The following is a 14,503-nucleotide window of genomic DNA, read 5'->3' as shown; positions in this document are numbered from 1 at the left end:
TCGCGCCGAGCCGACGCTGGAGGCATGACTTCCGACATCGTGGTCACCGACAGGTTGACCAAACGCTACGGCGAACACACGGCGGTCGACGCCGTCAGCCTGACCGTGCGGGCAGGGGAGGTGTACGGGTTCCTCGGACCGAACGGCGCAGGCAAGACCACCACGCTGCGCATGCTCACCGGTCTGGTCCGGCCGACCTCCGGGAGCGCGACACTCTTCGGGCGTCCACCCGGGGACAGCGCGGTGGCGGTGCGCACCGGCGTCCTGATCGAGGGACCCGGCTTCTTCCCCTACCTGTCCGGTCGCGACAACCTGCGGGTGCTGAGCAGATACCGCCGACTGCCGGACGACGCGGCGGAATCCGCGCTGCACCGGGTGGGGCTGCGCGAGCGGGGACACGACCGTTTCCGCACCTACTCGCTCGGGATGAAGCAGCGGCTCGGTGTCGCGGCCGCACTCCTCGGCGAACCCGATCTGCTGATCCTCGACGAACCCACCAACGGTCTCGACCCGGCCGGCATGGCCGAGATGCGGGAACTGATAGTCGAACTCGCGCACTCCGGGCATTCGGTGCTGCTCTCCAGCCACATGCTCAGCGAGGTCCAGGAGATCTGCGACCGCGTCGGGGTGATCTCGCGCGGGGAGTTGATCGCACAGTCCACCGTGGCCGAACTACGGGGAGACACCAGCCTGCTGGTGCGAGCCGATCCGAGGGAACGAGCGGCAGCGGTGCTCGCGGAACTACTGGGACACGACGTCGTCGACACGGTGGGCGACGCCCTCACACTTGCGGTGTCGCCGGACCTGGCGCCGAAGGTGGCCCGTGTTCTCGTCGACGCGGGAATCGACGTGCACGAACTGGCCCGGCGGGAACGATCGCTCGAGGACGTCTTCTTCGACCTGACGTCGGACGTCACCGCCGGCGACCACACGAGCAACGATGCGAGGAGAGCGTCATGAACGCAGTGATCGCCAGCACGCGGGCCGAGCTTCTGCGACTACGGAAATGGCCGTCGATGTGGGTGCCGCTCGCCGCGTGGATCGTGCTCAACCTGGTCTTCGTCTATCTGTTCAACTACATTACGTTCGCGACCGGCGGCACCACCGACATGGCGTCGTCCGCACCCCCGGACGTGCTGCTCGCGCAGATGCTGCCCTCGGCGGTGCCCCAGGTGTTCACCCAGGGCATGGCCATGTTCGGGGGCGCACTGATGCTCATCCTCGGCGCCCTCACCATCGGCAGCGGCTACGGGTGGGGGACGTGGAAGACCGTATTCACCCAGGGACCTCCACGATCGGCCGCGCTCACCGGAACCCTGCTCGCTCTGCTGATCGTGGTGATCGGACTCGTTCTCACGGTGGCGGCCGTCGATCTCGGGGTGGCCTCGGTCATCGCCGTGGTCGAATCGGAGTCGGCGAGTCTTCCTGCCGCGGATGCGATGCTGAAGGCGCTCGCCTCCGGGGTGCTCATCCTCGGGATGTGGACCGCCGCCGGTGTCCTCGTCGGCGCTCTCGCACGGGGGCCGGCGTTGTCGGTCGGTCTCGGACTGGTGTGGGTGCTGGTGGTCGAAAACCTCCTCCGCGGGGTCGCGGCCGTCCTCGACCCCGTGTCGGTGGTGACGGACTTCCTGCCCGGCACCGCCGCGGGCTCGCTCGCCGGATCGCTCCGAGACTTCGGCGGTGACACCACCCCCGGTGTCCTGAACATCCTCGACGGAGGCACGTCCGTGGTTCTCCTGGCCGGGTACGTCGCCGCGTCCGCGCTGGGAACGGTCTGACTCGTCCGCCGGCGCGACGTGAACTGACCGCGCGAGGCGGCGGCTCAGAACAGCGGGCCGCCGCCGAACGGTTCCCGGTGTGAGGGAGGGGTCCGGCCCTGGGTGTCGGTGATGCCGTATTCGACGGCCAGCTCCGCCGTGACGAAGGTGTGGCCGCTGCGCTGAGGAAGGGTCGGGTCCGCGGTCAGGGCGCAGATCACCTCGCCGATGAACTCGGGGGACTCGGCGTCCGCGACGGGAAAGCCGGCGATGGTCTCGAGGCCGCTGGCGACGATCATCTCCGTCCGGACGATGCCCGGCCACAGCGAGACCGCGCGCACGTCGTGCGGAGCCAGCTCCGCCGCCATGTCGCTGGCCATCTTGTCCAGCCCGGCCTTGGACATGCCGTACAGCACCGAGTGCAGATGCCCGCGGGTCCCGAACGACGAGATGTTCGCGATCAACCCGGAGCGGCGGGGCACCATCATCCGCGCAGCCTCCACGGACGCGACGTAATGGGCGCGCAGTCCGACACCGATCAGCGAGTCCCAGTCGTCCAGCGGCCGCTCCCAGAACGGCGTGCTGAACCCGCCGAATCCCTTGGGCGCCGCCCACACGTTGTTGACCAGCAGGTCGAGTCGGCCGGCCTGCTCCTCCGAGATCCGGGCGAACAGCGCACGCACATCTGCGTCTTCGCGGTGATCGCAGGCCACCGCGATGCCGGTCCCACCGGCACCGGTGACCGTTCGCGCCGACACCGACAGCGGGCTGTCGTCCGTCACCGGGCCGCGCCCGGTGACGTAGACGGTCCACCCGGCGGCTCCCAGCGCCGTCGCCACACCCTTGCCGACGCCGCGGCTCCCCCCGGTGACCAGGGCTACCCCGGCGCTCACTGGACGACCACCGTGTCCTGGGTGAGCGGGCGGGTGATCGACCATCGAGTGGTGAAGTGGCATCGTGACATTCGCCAGCCGCCGTCCTCGAGACGGTAAGCGTCGTCGTACTCGCCGGAGGACACGGTCTCCGTCCCCTTCAGCAGATCGACCTGGCGGAACTTCAGCGTCCACGCGCCCGACGCCTCGGTGTTGCTGTGCATCACGATGTCCGGATGGAAGCCGTGGTGCATGTCGAGGATCACGTGCTTGCCGTCCACTTCGTGGAGCGCGATCCTGCGGAAGATGTCCGTGAGCCGGTCGGCGTCGTCGAACCGGCCGAGCGGACCGAAGTCGATCGACGCCCCGGTCGAGACGAAGCAGGCACGGAACGCGTCCGGATCCTTGCCGTCGCACGCTCGCCAGTAGCGGTACTTGAGCGCCTTGATCGCGTCGATCCGCTCCAGGTCCGCCAGACGCTGCTCCACCGAGCGTTCGTCCACGCCGCCGTCCTCCCGTTGCCGTTCACCGTGTCGGGAGAGACGCTAGGCCGGGAACGCGCCGCGTGGATGCAGAATCCCGGTGGGCGGGAACCTGCGCGTCGTCAGGATCCGCCGGGGAACGGGTCGGTCACCGGATCGGTCCCGAGCGCCACGCGCCAGGTGGCCTCCCGGACGGCCGCCTCGGTCAGCGCGGTGACGCCGAGCGTGCGGGTGTCCTCCGTCTCACCGTGTTCGACGACGGCCCGCCACGCGACGGCGGTGTCGGCCTCGACCTGGGCCGCCAGCTGCGCGGCCGTGATCGGATCGGTGACCGGGAACGGCAGGGTGTAGCCCGCCTCGGCGGGCGGGGCCGTCAGCCCTGCCGCGGTCAGCGTGTCCAGGAGCCCGTCCCGGCGCGCCCGGTGGGCCGCGGCGGCGGTGGCCACCTGGGTGGCCCGGGTGGGATTCGAGAATGCGGCGACCACTCCGTAGGCGAACACCGCGGAATGTTCGGCGGTCAGCGCGTCGGCGAGGCACTTACCCTCGGCTTCGGTGGGTGTCGTCACGGCAGCACCACCGCCAGATACGTTCCGCACGCGGCGCTGATCGACGCGCAGAGCCCCGCCCGGTAGGCGGTCAGTGTGCGCGCCGAATCGGCTGCGCTGCGCTGCGACTCGGCCAGGTCGGCCCGCAATTGATCGAGACCGGGCGGCGGCGCCGGAGCGGTCGGTGTCGTCGACGGGGGAGCGGACGTGGTCGGTGCGGTACCGTCCGGGTAAGTTCCTGCAGCCCTAGCGATTTCGGCGTCCAGTGCGTCGGCGTGTGCGGTGCGCTGGGCGCGGACGAGTTCGAGTGCCGCACCGCGATCGGGGAGCAGCGCGATCGTAGCCGCCGCGCCGGCGGCGTCACGACGAGCCAGACGCGACTGTGCGACGAGTGAATCGACCTCGGTGTCGGAGTCCGCGTCGTCGGCGCACCCCGCCAGCAGGGAGACGCTCGCGACGCCGAACGCCGAGGCTGCTGCGAACCGGAGAGCGGTGCGCCGGGACACGGCCGGACCGGATGTCGGGGGCCGGGAGACGGTGGGCATGAGCACCGGTCCATGGTGCCAGGTCGGGCCGCGATCCCGGGAATCGAGCACCGGGGCTGGTCACGGATGCCTCGAATCGGCGTTACTCTTAGATGCTCGAACCCGTCCCGGCGGGTTCGCGGTGCTGCGTGCGCAGCACGATGACCTGCCAGACCACGAACACGACGAGCGACAACTGAAACGAGGAGCTTCCCCGATGCCGGTTCCATCCAAGGAGAGGGTGACGGAGCTCATCTCCGATCTGGTGCAACGCCAGGGCTACGACTTGGAGGACGTTGCAGTCACCCTCGCGGGTCGGCACAGCGCAGTCCGGATCATGGTGGACAGTGACGCCGGACTCGAACTCGACGCGGTCGCGAACCTGAGCCACGAGATCTCCGAGGTCTTCGATTCGGTGTCCGATTTCGGGGAGTCGCCGTACACGCTCGAGGTCACGTCTCCCGGTATCGGCCGGCCGCTCACGCACGAGCGGCACTGGCGCCGGGCACGCGGCCGCAAGGCGCGTATCGATCTCGCGCACGAGACCGTCGTGGGTCGGATCGGCGTCCTCGACGGCGACTCGGTCGCGGTGGTGATCGGCTCGCGCACCGGCCCGGAGGTTCGGCGCGTCGCGCTCCCGGACATTCAGAAAGCTGTTGTGCAGGTGGAATTCTCGAAACCCGACTCGAGGGAGCTGGAACTCGCCGGCGGGATTCCCGAAGGTCGCGTGGCACCCGCGGACGCAGACGCGTCGGAAGATGAAGAAGTAGTAGAGGGGTTGGACAAGTGAATATCGACATTGCGGCGTTGCGCGCCATCGAGGCCGACAAGGGCATCTCGATCGAGACTGTCATCTCGACCATTCAGACCGCGTTGCTCACCGCCTATCGGCACACCGAGGGGCATCAGCAGCACGCGCGGATCGACGTCGACACCAAGAGCGGCATCGTGCGGGTGATGGCGCACGACGTCGACGCCGACGGCAACATGGTCGGCGAGGAATGGGACGACACCCCGGAAGGTTTCGGCCGGATCGCCGCGACCACCGCCCGCCAGGTCATCCTCCAGCGGCTGCGGGACGCCGAGCACGAGCGGAGCTTCGGCGAGTACTCCACCCACGAGGGTGAGATCGTCGGCGGCGTGATCCAGCGCGACACCCGCGCGAACTCCCGCGGCATGGTCGTCGTGCGGATCGGCAGCGAGGCCAGCGGCGCCGAGGGCCTGATCCCGCCCGCCGAGCAGGTGCCCGGCGAGAACTACGAGCACGGCGAGCGGCTCAAGTGCTACGTCGTCGGTGTGGCCCGTGGGCAGCGCGGACCTCAGATCACGCTGTCGCGCACCCACCCGAACCTCGTCCGCAAGCTGTTCGCGCTCGAGGTTCCGGAAATCGCGGACGGTTCGGTCGAGATCATCGCCGTCGCCCGGGAGGCCGGGCACCGGTCGAAGATCGCCGTCCAGTCGCGGGTGCAGGGATTGAACGCCAAGGGCGCGTGCATCGGGCCGATGGGCCAGCGGGTGCGCAACGTGATGAGCGAACTGGCCGGCGAGAAGATCGACATCATCGACTTCGACGAAGACCCGGCCCGGTTCGTCGGCAACGCGCTCTCGCCGTCGAAAGTGGTCTCCGTCACTGTCGTGGACCCCGAGGCGCGGGCCGCGCGTGTCGTCGTCCCCGACTTCCAGCTGTCCCTCGCCATCGGCAAGGAAGGGCAAAATGCCCGTCTTGCTGCGCGCTTGACCGGGTGGCGAATCGACATCCGCAGTGACGCCGCACCCGCCCCCGAGTCGGCAGGCGGACCCGCCGCGACCAGTCGTTGAGCCGGGAATGCGGAGATCGGGGCGAGTCGGCGGTAGAGTGGTCAATGGTTCAGCATGAGCATCCCGATTCTGCGCGCGTTCCTACCGGTTCACCGGTCCGAACATGCATAGGATGTAGGGAGCGCGCGCTGGCTGTCGATCTGCTCAGGGTTGTGGTTAGTGAGAGCGGGCCTCAAGGTCATGTTCTCGCCCCGGACCCGAGGCGCAGGCTTCCCGGTCGAGGTGCGTGGCTGCACCCCGTCGAGGCTTGCCTGAGTCTCGCGGAACGACGCCGAGCATTCGGCAGAGCACTGCGAGTGTCCGGAAGTGTCGACACGTCAGAAGTCGACCACTGGGTACGAGCAGGGCACCCACCCAGAGCAGTACCTCTCGAACAGAACAGGCACAAGCACTCATGAGCACACCGTGAAGCACCAGCGATGATCGTCCATCGGAGATAACCCGAGGTCGTGCGGGCCCCTCTCAGGGGAGCCTCCTGCTCGACCTCATCAGTGAGGAGAGCAGTGGCAGGCAAGGCCCGCGTGCACGAGTTGGCTAAAGAACTCGGTGTCACAAGTAAAGAACTACTCGCAACGCTCAAGGAGCAGGGCGAGTTCGTGAAGTCGGCGTCCTCCACGGTGGAGGCGCCCGTCGCCAGGCGTCTGCGGGAATCCTTCCCGTCGGCGAAGTCCGCCGATTCCGCAGCCCGTCCGGCTGCCAAGCCCGGCGCACCCGCGCCGAGCGCCCCGGCGACCGCAGCGAAGCCGGGCGGTCCCCGTCCCGGCCCGAAGCCGGCAGCCCCGGCTCCGGCTCCGGCTCCGGCCGCACCCGCTGCGGCAGCCCCCGCGGCTACCCCCGAGGCGCAGGCCCCGGCTCCGGCCGCCCCCGCGGCAAGCGCAGCCACCCCGGCTGCCCCGGCGACCAATGCTCCCAAGCCCGGTCGGCCCACCCCGGCTCCGGCCGCACCCGCAGCTCCGGCCGCACCCGCAGCCCCGGCTGCCAGTGCACCCGCGGCTCCGTCCACGGGCGCCAAGCCCGGCGGACCCCGTCCCGGCCCGAAGCCCCCGCGTGTCGGTAACAACCCGTACTCCTCGGCTCCCGCCGAGCGTCCGGCACCCCGCCCCGCTCCCGGCGCACCGCGTCCGGGTGCACCCCGTCCGGCTCCCGGACAGGGTGGACCTCGTCCGGCTCCCGGTCAGGGCGGTCCCCGTCCGGCTCCCGGTCAGGGTGGACCTCGTCCGGCACCGGGTCAGGGCGGTCCCCGTCCGGCTCCCGGTCAGGGCGGTCCCCGTCCCAGCCCCGGCTCGATGCCTCCTCGCCCGAACCCGGGCGCGATGCCTGCACGTTCGGCACGTCCCGCTCCCGGCGGTCGTCCCGGCCGTCCCGGCGGAGCCCCCGGCGGTCGTCCCGGTGGCGGCGGCGGTGGATACCGCGGTGGCGGAGCCCCCGGTGCCGGCGCAGGCGCGCCCGGTGGCGGAGCACCCGCAGGTGGTTTCCGCGGTCGTCCCGGCGGCGGTGGACGCCCCGGTCAGCGCGGTGCGGCAGCAGGTGCGTTCGGTCGCCCCGGTGGTGCCCCGCGTCGTGGTCGCAAGTCGAAGCGTCAGAAGCGCCAGGAATACGATTCGATGCAGGCGCCCGCCGTCGGCGGCGTGCGGTTGCCCCGTGGCAACGGCGAGACCATTCGCCTCGCCCGCGGTGCATCCCTGTCGGACTTCGCTGAGAAGATCGACGCGAACCCCGCAGCGTTGGTGCAGGCACTGTTCAACCTCGGCGAGATGGTGACGGCGACCCAGTCGGTCAACGACGAGACGCTGGAACTGCTCGGCGGCGAGATGAACTATGTCGTCCAGGTCGTCAGCCCCGAGGACGAGGACCGCGAGCTGCTCGACAGCTTCGACCTCACCTACGGCGAAGACGAAGGTGGCGAAGAGGACCTCGAGTCCCGTCCGCCGGTGGTCACCGTCATGGGCCACGTCGACCACGGTAAGACCCGACTGCTCGACACGATCCGTAAGGCCAACGTCCGTGAGGGCGAGGCCGGCGGCATCACGCAGCACATCGGTGCCTACCAGGTGCTGACCGAGCTCGACGGCAACGAGCGTCTCGTGACGTTCATCGACACCCCCGGTCACGAGGCCTTCACGGCCATGCGTGCCCGTGGTGCCAAGGCCACCGACCTCGCGATCCTGGTCGTCGCCGCCGACGACGGCGTCATGCCGCAGACGGTGGAAGCGATCAACCACGCCCAGGCGGCCGACGTGCCGATCGTGGTCGCGGTGAACAAGATCGACAAGGAAGGCGCGAACCCGGACAAGATCCGGCAGCAGCTCACCGAGTACGGACTGGTCGCCGAGGAATACGGCGGAGACACCATGTTCGTCGACATCTCGGCGAAGCAGGGCACCAACATCGACGCACTGCTCGAAGCCGTGCTGTTGACGGCGGACGCTGCCCTGGACCTGCGGGCCAACCCGGACATGGACGCTCAGGGTGTCGCCATCGAGGCGCACCTCGACCGTGGACGCGGCCCCGTCGCTACCGTGCTCATCCAGCGCGGAACGCTGCGGGTCGGCGACTCGATCGTGGCCGGCGACGCATACGGACGTGTGCGCCGCATGGTCGACGAGCACGGCGACGACGTGCTCGAGGCCCTGCCTTCGCGTCCCGTCCAGGTGGTCGGCTTCACGTCGGTCCCCGGTGCAGGCGACAACCTGCTCGTGGTCGACGAGGACCGCATCGCCCGTCAGATCGCCGACCGGCGCAATGCGCGTAAGCGCAACGCGCTGGCCGCGAAGAGCCGCAAGCGCATCAGCCTCGAGGACCTGGATTCGGCTCTCAAGGAGACGTCGCAGCTCAACCTCATCCTCAAGGGCGACAACTCGGGAACCGTGGAGGCCTTGGAAGAGGCCCTGCACGGCATCGAGATCGACGACGAGGTGCAGTTGCGGGTCATCGACCGTGGTGTCGGTGGCGTCACCGAGACCAACGTCAACCTGGCCGCCGCGTCGAACGCGATCATCATCGGGTTCAACGTCCGCGCCGAGGGCAAGGCGACCGAGTTGGCGAACCGCGAGGGCGTCGACATCCGGTACTACTCGGTGATCTACCAGGCCATCGACGAGGTCGAGAAGGCTCTCAAGGGCATGCTCAAGCCGATCTACGAAGAGGTCGAGCTGGGCAAGGCGGAGATCCGCGCGATGTTCCGTTCGTCCAAGGTCGGCAACATTGCCGGTTGCCTCGTCACCTCGGGTACCATCCGTCGCAATGCGAAGGCCCGGCTGCTGCGTGACAACACGGTTGTCGCCGAGACCGTCACCATCTCCTCGCTGAAGCGGGAGAAGGAGGACGCTGTCGAGGTACGCGAGGGTTACGAGTGCGGTTTGACGCTCACCTACTCCGACATCAAGGTCGGTGACGTCATCGAGGCCTACGAGCTTCGGGAAAAGCCGCGCGACTAGTCGCCATCCGTTTGGGGTGACGCAGCAGCGTCATCCGGCGTGCGCTTCTCCGGCCGATCGACTCGGCCGGGGGAGCGCACGTCTCCCCGAAGGAGGAAAGTTTGTACGTCGGTGCGCTCGAGCTCGACATCTTGCTCGGTGACGTGCGATCTCTGAAAGAGAAGCGTGCAATGGTCAAACCGGTTCTGGCGGAGCTGCGACGCTACGGCGTCTCGGCGGCGGAGACCGGGGAACAGGATCGGTACCGCCGGTCGATGCTCGGTGTCACGATGGCGAGTTCGGCGGTCGATCACGTACACGAGGTACTCGACACGTGCGAACGGCACGTCGCCGAGCTGCCGGAACTGCAACTCCTTGCGGTCCGGCGACGGATTTTCGGCCCCGAGGACTGACTCGGAGTGCCCTGCCCGCCCCGCCGCATCCGCGGCCCGGCGTGCAGAATGAACTACAGCTACACACGCAACTTCACAACTTATCCAGCGGCCAGGGAGAGGAGTCTGATTGTCATGGTGGATCCCGCCCGGGCACGCAAACTCGCCAAGCGCATCGGCACGATCGTCGCGACGGCGATCGACCACGAAATCAAGGACCCTCGCCTGGCGTTCGTCACGATCACCGATACCAAGGTGACGGCCGACCTCCACGACGCCACCGTGTACTACACCGTGATGGGTGCCGACCTCGAGTCCGAACCGGACCTCGCCGCCGCAGCCGCGGGGTTGGAGAAGGCGAAGGGCGTTCTGCGCTCGAAGGTGGGCGCAGGCACCGGAGTCCGGTTCACTCCGACGCTGACGTTCGTCGCGGACACGGTCCCCGACACCGCGCGGCACATGGAGGAACTCCTCGCCCGCGCACGCGCCGCCGACGACGAGGTCGCGCGTGTCGCGGCCGGTGCGTCCCCGGCCGGTGACCCCGACCCGTACAAGGAGCCCCGAGCCGAGGACGCGGACGACGCGGAAGTCGACGAGCCCTCCGGTTCCCGCCAGGCGGACTGACACGAACCGACATGACCCACACTCAGGAGACGTCCCTGTCTGATCTCGATCGTCACGAGGTGTTTCTGCCGCAGGCGGTCGCCGTTCTCGAGAACGCGACGTCGGTGACGATTCTGTGTCACGTCCAACCCGATGCCGACACGATCGGCAGTGGGCTCGCCCTGGCGTTGGTGCTCGAGCGCAAAGGGATTCCGGTACAGGTCGCGTTCGGCGCGCCCGACGAACTACCGGAGTCGATGCGCGAACTGCCGGGCACCCACCTGCTGGTGCCGGCGGATCAGGTGCGCCGCAACGTCGACCTGCTCGTGACCGTCGACTGCGGCAGTGCCGGGCGTCTGGGGAAGCTCGCCGACCGGCTCGCGAACGCGGGCGACACCCTCGTCATCGATCACCACCGGTCCAACACCCGCTTCGGTCGCATGAACCTGATCGACGAGTCCGCGGAGTCGACGACCGCTGTCGTGGCACAGATGTTCGACCTGTGGGGTGTGGACATCGACGCCGATCTCGCGCACTGCCTGTATGCGGGACTCGTGACCGATACCGGTTCGTTCCGCTGGGTGCAGCCCGGCACCCACACGCTGGCCGAGAGGCTGCTCGCCACCGGAATCGACGGAGCCCGCATCGCGCGGCGCCTGCTCGACACTCACCCGTTCGGCTGGCTGCCCATGCTGTCCTCGGTGCTCGGATCGGCGACGCTCGTCCCCGACGCAGCGGGAGGGCGTGGACTGGTGTACGCGGTCATCCGGCGGGCCTACATCGGAGACCTCCGCTCGGAGGAGATCGAAAGCGTCATCGATATCGTCCGGACGACGTCCGAGGCCGAGGTCGCCGCCGTCCTCAAGGAGGCGGTGGACGGCACCTGGTCGGTGTCGCTGCGATCGAAGTCCGACGTGGACGTGTCGGTCGTCGCCGGGTATCTCGGCGGCGGCGGTCATCGGTTCGCCGCCGGTTATACGGCCGAGTGCTCTGCGGACGAGATCGTGACCTCGCTCGTCGAGTCGCTCGGCTGAGGTCCGAATTCGTTGGCTGACGTCTCGGAAGTCACGGGCGACGCGACCGCCCGGACGGTGTTCGGGCTGGCGCTGCCCGCGCTCGGTGTCCTCGCTGCCGAACCGATCTATCTGCTCTTCGACATCGCCGTCGTCGGTCGGCTGGGCGCCCTGGCGCTCGCGGGCCTCGCCGTCGGCGGTCTCATCCTCGCCCAGGTCAGCACGCAGCTGACGTTCCTGTCCTACGGCACGACGGCGCGTGCGTCCCGCATGCACGGTGCCGGCGACGAGCGCGGCGCGGTCCGGGAGGGCGTGCAGGCCACGTGGCTGGCACTGGGCATCGGCGCGCTCGTGATCGCGCTGGCCCACCTGTTCGCGCGGCCGGTCACCTCGGCGATCGCCGGCGGCTCCGACATCGCGGCGGCCGCCGAGAGCTGGCTGCGGATCGCGGTGTTCGGGGCCCCGCTGATTCTCGTCGCGATGGCGGGCAACGGGTGGATGCGCGGCGTGCAGAACACGGTGCGGCCCCTCCGTTTCGTGATCGCCGGTCTCGCCGTGTCGGCCGTGGCCTGCCCGGTGCTGGTGCACGGATTGTGGGGCGCGCCGCGGCTGGAACTCGAGGGTTCGGCGGTCGCGAACGTGATCGGTCAGGCGGTGTCCGCGAGCCTGTTCGTCGGAGCGCTGGTGGTCGAGCGGGTGCCGTTGCGTCCGCGGTGGCACGTCATGCGCGCCCAGATGGTGCTCGGCCGGGATCTGATCCTGCGGAGCCTGGCCTTCCAGGCATGTTTCCTCTCGGCTGCCGCAGTCGCGTCCCGGTTCGGTGCCGCGGCGGTCGCCGCGCACCAGGTGGTGCTGCAGCTGTGGAACCTCGTCGCCCTCACCCTCGACTCCCTGGCGATCGCCGCACAGGCGCTGGTCGGTGCCGCGCTGGGCGCCGGACACGCCAAGGGCGCCACGCGACTGTCGTGGCGCATCACCCGATGGTCCACGATCTTCGCGACAGGGCTCGCCCTGATCTTCGCCCTCGGCCACGGGGTGATCCCCGAACTGTTCACCTCCGATCAGGCCGTGCTCGACGAGATGGCGGTGGCGTGGTGGTTCTTCGTCGCGATCATGCCGGTCGCCGGAGTGGTGTTCGCCCTCGACGGGGTGCTGCTCGGGGCCGGTGACGTCGCCTTCCTCCGGAATGCCACGCTGTTCTGCGCGTTGGTCGGATTCCTCCCACTGATCTGGCTGTCGATGCTGCACGACTGGGGCCTGGCGGGAATCTGGACGGGTCTCACGGTGTTCATATTTCTTCGGATGCTCGCGGTCGTGTGGCGCGTCGGAACGGGCCGCTGGGCAGTGGTCGGGTCCGACCTGCAGACACGACACGGATCGGACAGCGATCCGGCGGCGGAACACGATCGGAAAGGTGGTTGACGTGGCACCCAAACTGATGGCGGTGAGCGACGTCCATGTGGGGCACCGGGGAAACCGCCCGATCACCGAGGACATCTATCCCGACTCGCCCGAGGACTGGCTGATCGTCGCGGGCGACGTCTCGGAGAAGACCGACGACATCCGGTGGGCGCTGAAACTCCTGCGCAGTCGTTTCGCCGAGGTCATCTGGGTTCCCGGCAACCACGAACTGTGGACGACGGCGAAGGACCCGGTGCAGATCCACGGCGCCGCCCGCTACGACTACCTGGTCACCATGTGCCGGGAGATCGGCGTCATCACCCCCGAGGACCCGTTCCCGGTGTGGGAGGCCGAGGACGGCCCGATCACCCTGGTCCCGATGTTCCTGCTGTACGACTACACGTTCCTGCCCGACGGTGCCACCACCAAGGAGGAAGGTCTCGCGATCGCGCGCGAGAAGAACGTGGTGGCCACGGACGAGTTCCTGCTGTCGAGCGAACCGTACGGAACCCGGGATGCCTGGTGTCGCAGCCGCGTCGAGGCGACGAAGGCCCGGTTGGACGCCCTGCCCACGGGCACCCGCACCGTGCTGATCAACCACTTCCCGTTGGTGCGTCAACCGACGCAGGTGCTGTGGTACCCGGAGTTCTCCCTGTGGTGCGGTACCGAACTGACCGCGGACTGGCACACCCGGTACAACGCCGTCTGCGCCGTGTACGGGCATCTGCACATTCCGCGCACCACCTATTACGACGGGGTGCGGTTCGAAGAGGTGTCGCTGGGCTACCCGCGGGAGTGGCAGCGGCGGGGACTCCCGGACCGCCTCCTGCGGCAGATCCTCCCGGTGCCGGAGTACCCGCCGGGAACACTGAACAAGTGGGGCGGCCACTTCAAGGTGACCCCCGAACAGGAAGCCGAAGTGGAGAAGATGCGGGCGAGGGGGGCCCTGTGATCGAGAGAATTCTGCCTGCCGGAGTGGTGTCGTCGGAACTGTTCGACGATCCGCCGGGCCTGCGTCCGCACCCGCAGGAGGAGGCGCTCATCGGCAGGGCGGTGGAGAAGCGGCGCCGCGAATTCACCACCGCACGTCATTGCGCCCGCCTGGCGATGACGAAGCTGGGCGTGGACCAGGCCCCTGTTCTGCGGGGCGACAAGGGGTCCCCCGTGTGGCCGCGCGGCGTGGTCGGAAGCCTCACCCACTGCGACGGTTACCGCGGCGCGGTGCTCGGCTACGCCATGCAGGTGCGGTCCGTGGGGATCGACGCCGAACCGCACGAGGCGCTCCCCGACGGTGTGCTGGACGCGGTGAGTCTGCCCGCCGAACGGGACTGGCTGTCGGGCGCGGCGGACTCCGGGCTGTGGCGCTCCGCCACCGGCGGTCCCGTGCACCGGGACAGGCTGCTGTTCTGCGCCAAGGAGGCGACGTACAAGGCGTGGTTCCCGCTCACCGCCCGGTGGCTGGGGTTCGAGGACGCGCACATCACGTTCGAGGCGTCCGGGGACGGCACGGGCACGTTCCATTCGGATCTCCTGATCTCCGGAGAGACGGTCGACGGCCCACCGCTGGCGTCGTTCGACGGACGGTGGATGGTGTCCGACGGCCTGATCATCACCGCCATTGCGGTGCACTGATTTCGGTACTGTGCGGTGCACTGATTTCGGTGCGGTGACGACGGCTGG

General features: G+C 69.0%; 16 protein-coding genes. 12 read left to right on the top strand and 4 right to left on the bottom strand.

What is annotated here, in order from left to right:
• Positions 1-24: 24 nt before the first annotated feature.
• Positions 25-960 carry an ABC transporter ATP-binding protein gene (locus QM841_RS29555; RefSeq protein ID WP_283334753.1) on the top strand — a complete coding sequence of 312 codons (936 nt, stop codon included), beginning with the start codon at positions 25-27 and terminating at the stop codon, positions 958-960.
• Entirely contained in the window at positions 957-1,778 is an 822-nt protein-coding gene (locus QM841_RS29550) for an ABC transporter permease subunit (RefSeq protein ID WP_283334752.1), read from the top strand. Before QM841_RS29555 ends, QM841_RS29550 begins: the two co-directional genes overlap by 4 nt.
• Before the next feature lie 44 nt (positions 1,779-1,822).
• On the opposite strand, the gene QM841_RS29545 is transcribed toward QM841_RS29550, so the two are convergent.
• The 4 genes from QM841_RS29545 to QM841_RS29530 all read right to left on the bottom strand — a co-directional run bounded on the left by QM841_RS29545 (position 1,823) and on the right by QM841_RS29530 (position 4,201).
• Entirely contained in the window at positions 1,823-2,650 is an 828-nt protein-coding gene (locus tag QM841_RS29545) for an SDR family NAD(P)-dependent oxidoreductase (RefSeq protein ID WP_283334751.1), read from the bottom strand.
• A complete protein-coding gene (locus QM841_RS29540) occupies positions 2,647-3,132 on the bottom strand; it encodes a nuclear transport factor 2 family protein (protein WP_283334750.1) in 486 nt (161 codons plus the stop codon). The genes QM841_RS29545 and QM841_RS29540 overlap by 4 nt, the downstream gene beginning before the upstream one ends.
• Positions 3,133-3,233: 101 nt before the next feature.
• On the bottom strand, positions 3,234-3,677 hold the full coding sequence (locus QM841_RS29535) for a ferritin-like domain-containing protein (RefSeq protein ID WP_283334749.1): 444 nt from the start codon (positions 3,675-3,677) through the stop codon (positions 3,234-3,236).
• Positions 3,674-4,201, bottom strand: a complete 528-nt coding sequence (locus QM841_RS29530; protein WP_105419410.1) for a hypothetical protein — start codon at positions 4,199-4,201, stop codon at positions 3,674-3,676. Before QM841_RS29530 ends, QM841_RS29535 begins: the two co-directional genes overlap by 4 nt.
• Positions 4,202-4,397: 196 nt before the next feature.
• Between QM841_RS29530 and rimP the strand changes: the two genes are divergently transcribed.
• From rimP to npt, 10 genes are all read left to right on the top strand, one after another.
• The gene (gene rimP / locus QM841_RS29525) at positions 4,398-4,970 is read left to right on the top strand and encodes a ribosome maturation factor RimP (RefSeq protein WP_283334748.1); all 573 of its coding nucleotides are present in this window, start codon (positions 4,398-4,400) and stop codon (positions 4,968-4,970) included.
• Positions 4,967-5,998: a transcription termination factor NusA gene (nusA, locus tag QM841_RS29520; protein ID WP_105419289.1), complete on the top strand. Its 1,032-nt coding sequence runs from the start codon at positions 4,967-4,969 to the stop codon at positions 5,996-5,998. Before rimP ends, nusA begins: the two co-directional genes overlap by 4 nt.
• Before the next feature lie 44 nt (positions 5,999-6,042).
• Complete coding sequence (locus QM841_RS29515; protein ID WP_280784643.1) at positions 6,043-6,396, top strand: YlxR family protein; 354 nt, start codon at positions 6,043-6,045, stop codon at positions 6,394-6,396.
• 105 nt (positions 6,397-6,501) lie between these two features.
• On the top strand, positions 6,502-9,435 hold the full coding sequence (gene infB / locus QM841_RS29510) for a translation initiation factor IF-2 (RefSeq protein ID WP_283334747.1): 2,934 nt from the start codon (positions 6,502-6,504) through the stop codon (positions 9,433-9,435).
• 101 nt (positions 9,436-9,536) lie between these two features.
• Positions 9,537-9,827 (top strand): DUF503 domain-containing protein, encoded by a 291-nt coding sequence (locus QM841_RS29505; protein WP_005240674.1) that lies wholly within the window; start codon positions 9,537-9,539, stop codon positions 9,825-9,827.
• A 114-nt stretch (positions 9,828-9,941) separates the two neighbouring features.
• The gene (gene rbfA / locus QM841_RS29500) at positions 9,942-10,430 is read left to right on the top strand and encodes a 30S ribosome-binding factor RbfA (protein ID WP_105419283.1); all 489 of its coding nucleotides are present in this window, start codon (positions 9,942-9,944) and stop codon (positions 10,428-10,430) included.
• A gap of 11 nt (positions 10,431-10,441) precedes the next feature.
• Positions 10,442-11,443 carry a DHH family phosphoesterase gene (locus tag QM841_RS29495; protein WP_280784644.1) on the top strand — a complete coding sequence of 334 codons (1,002 nt, stop codon included), beginning with the start codon at positions 10,442-10,444 and terminating at the stop codon, positions 11,441-11,443.
• Positions 11,444-11,455: 12 nt separating this feature from the next.
• The gene (locus QM841_RS29490; protein ID WP_283334746.1) at positions 11,456-12,844 is read left to right on the top strand and encodes an MATE family efflux transporter; all 1,389 of its coding nucleotides are present in this window, start codon (positions 11,456-11,458) and stop codon (positions 12,842-12,844) included.
• Position 12,845: 1 nt separating this feature from the next.
• A complete protein-coding gene (locus QM841_RS29485; RefSeq protein ID WP_280784646.1) occupies positions 12,846-13,775 on the top strand; it encodes a metallophosphoesterase family protein in 930 nt (309 codons plus the stop codon).
• On the top strand, positions 13,772-14,455 hold the full coding sequence (gene npt / locus QM841_RS29480; RefSeq protein ID WP_283334745.1) for a 4'-phosphopantetheinyl transferase Npt: 684 nt from the start codon (positions 13,772-13,774) through the stop codon (positions 14,453-14,455). The genes QM841_RS29485 and npt overlap by 4 nt, the downstream gene beginning before the upstream one ends.
• The last annotated feature ends 48 nt before the right edge of the window (positions 14,456-14,503 follow it).

Origin of the sequence: Rhodococcus sp. IEGM 1307 (genome assembly GCF_030056915.1) — a bacterium.
In the GTDB taxonomy this organism is placed as follows: domain Bacteria; phylum Actinomycetota; class Actinomycetes; order Mycobacteriales; family Mycobacteriaceae; genus Rhodococcus_F; species Rhodococcus_F opacus_D.
This window is presented reverse-complemented; position numbering and strand designations above follow the sequence as displayed.

Excerpts from the sequence above, each read along its gene's own strand:
- QM841_RS29555 (WP_283334753.1), top strand. The coding sequence starts at position 25 with ATGACTTCCGACATCGTGGTCACCGACAGGTTGACCAAACGCTACGGC.
- QM841_RS29550 (WP_283334752.1), top strand. The coding sequence starts at position 957 with ATGAACGCAGTGATCGCCAGCACGCGGGCCGAGCTTCTGCGACTACGG.
- QM841_RS29530 (WP_105419410.1), bottom strand. The coding sequence starts at position 4,201 with ATGCCCACCGTCTCCCGGCCCCCGACATCCGGTCCGGCCGTGTCCCGG.
- rimP (WP_283334748.1), top strand. The coding sequence starts at position 4,398 with ATGCCGGTTCCATCCAAGGAGAGGGTGACGGAGCTCATCTCCGATCTG.
- QM841_RS29515 (WP_280784643.1), top strand. The coding sequence starts at position 6,043 with ATGGTTCAGCATGAGCATCCCGATTCTGCGCGCGTTCCTACCGGTTCA.
- rbfA (WP_105419283.1), top strand. The coding sequence starts at position 9,942 with ATGGTGGATCCCGCCCGGGCACGCAAACTCGCCAAGCGCATCGGCACG.
- QM841_RS29495 (WP_280784644.1), top strand. The coding sequence starts at position 10,442 with ATGACCCACACTCAGGAGACGTCCCTGTCTGATCTCGATCGTCACGAG.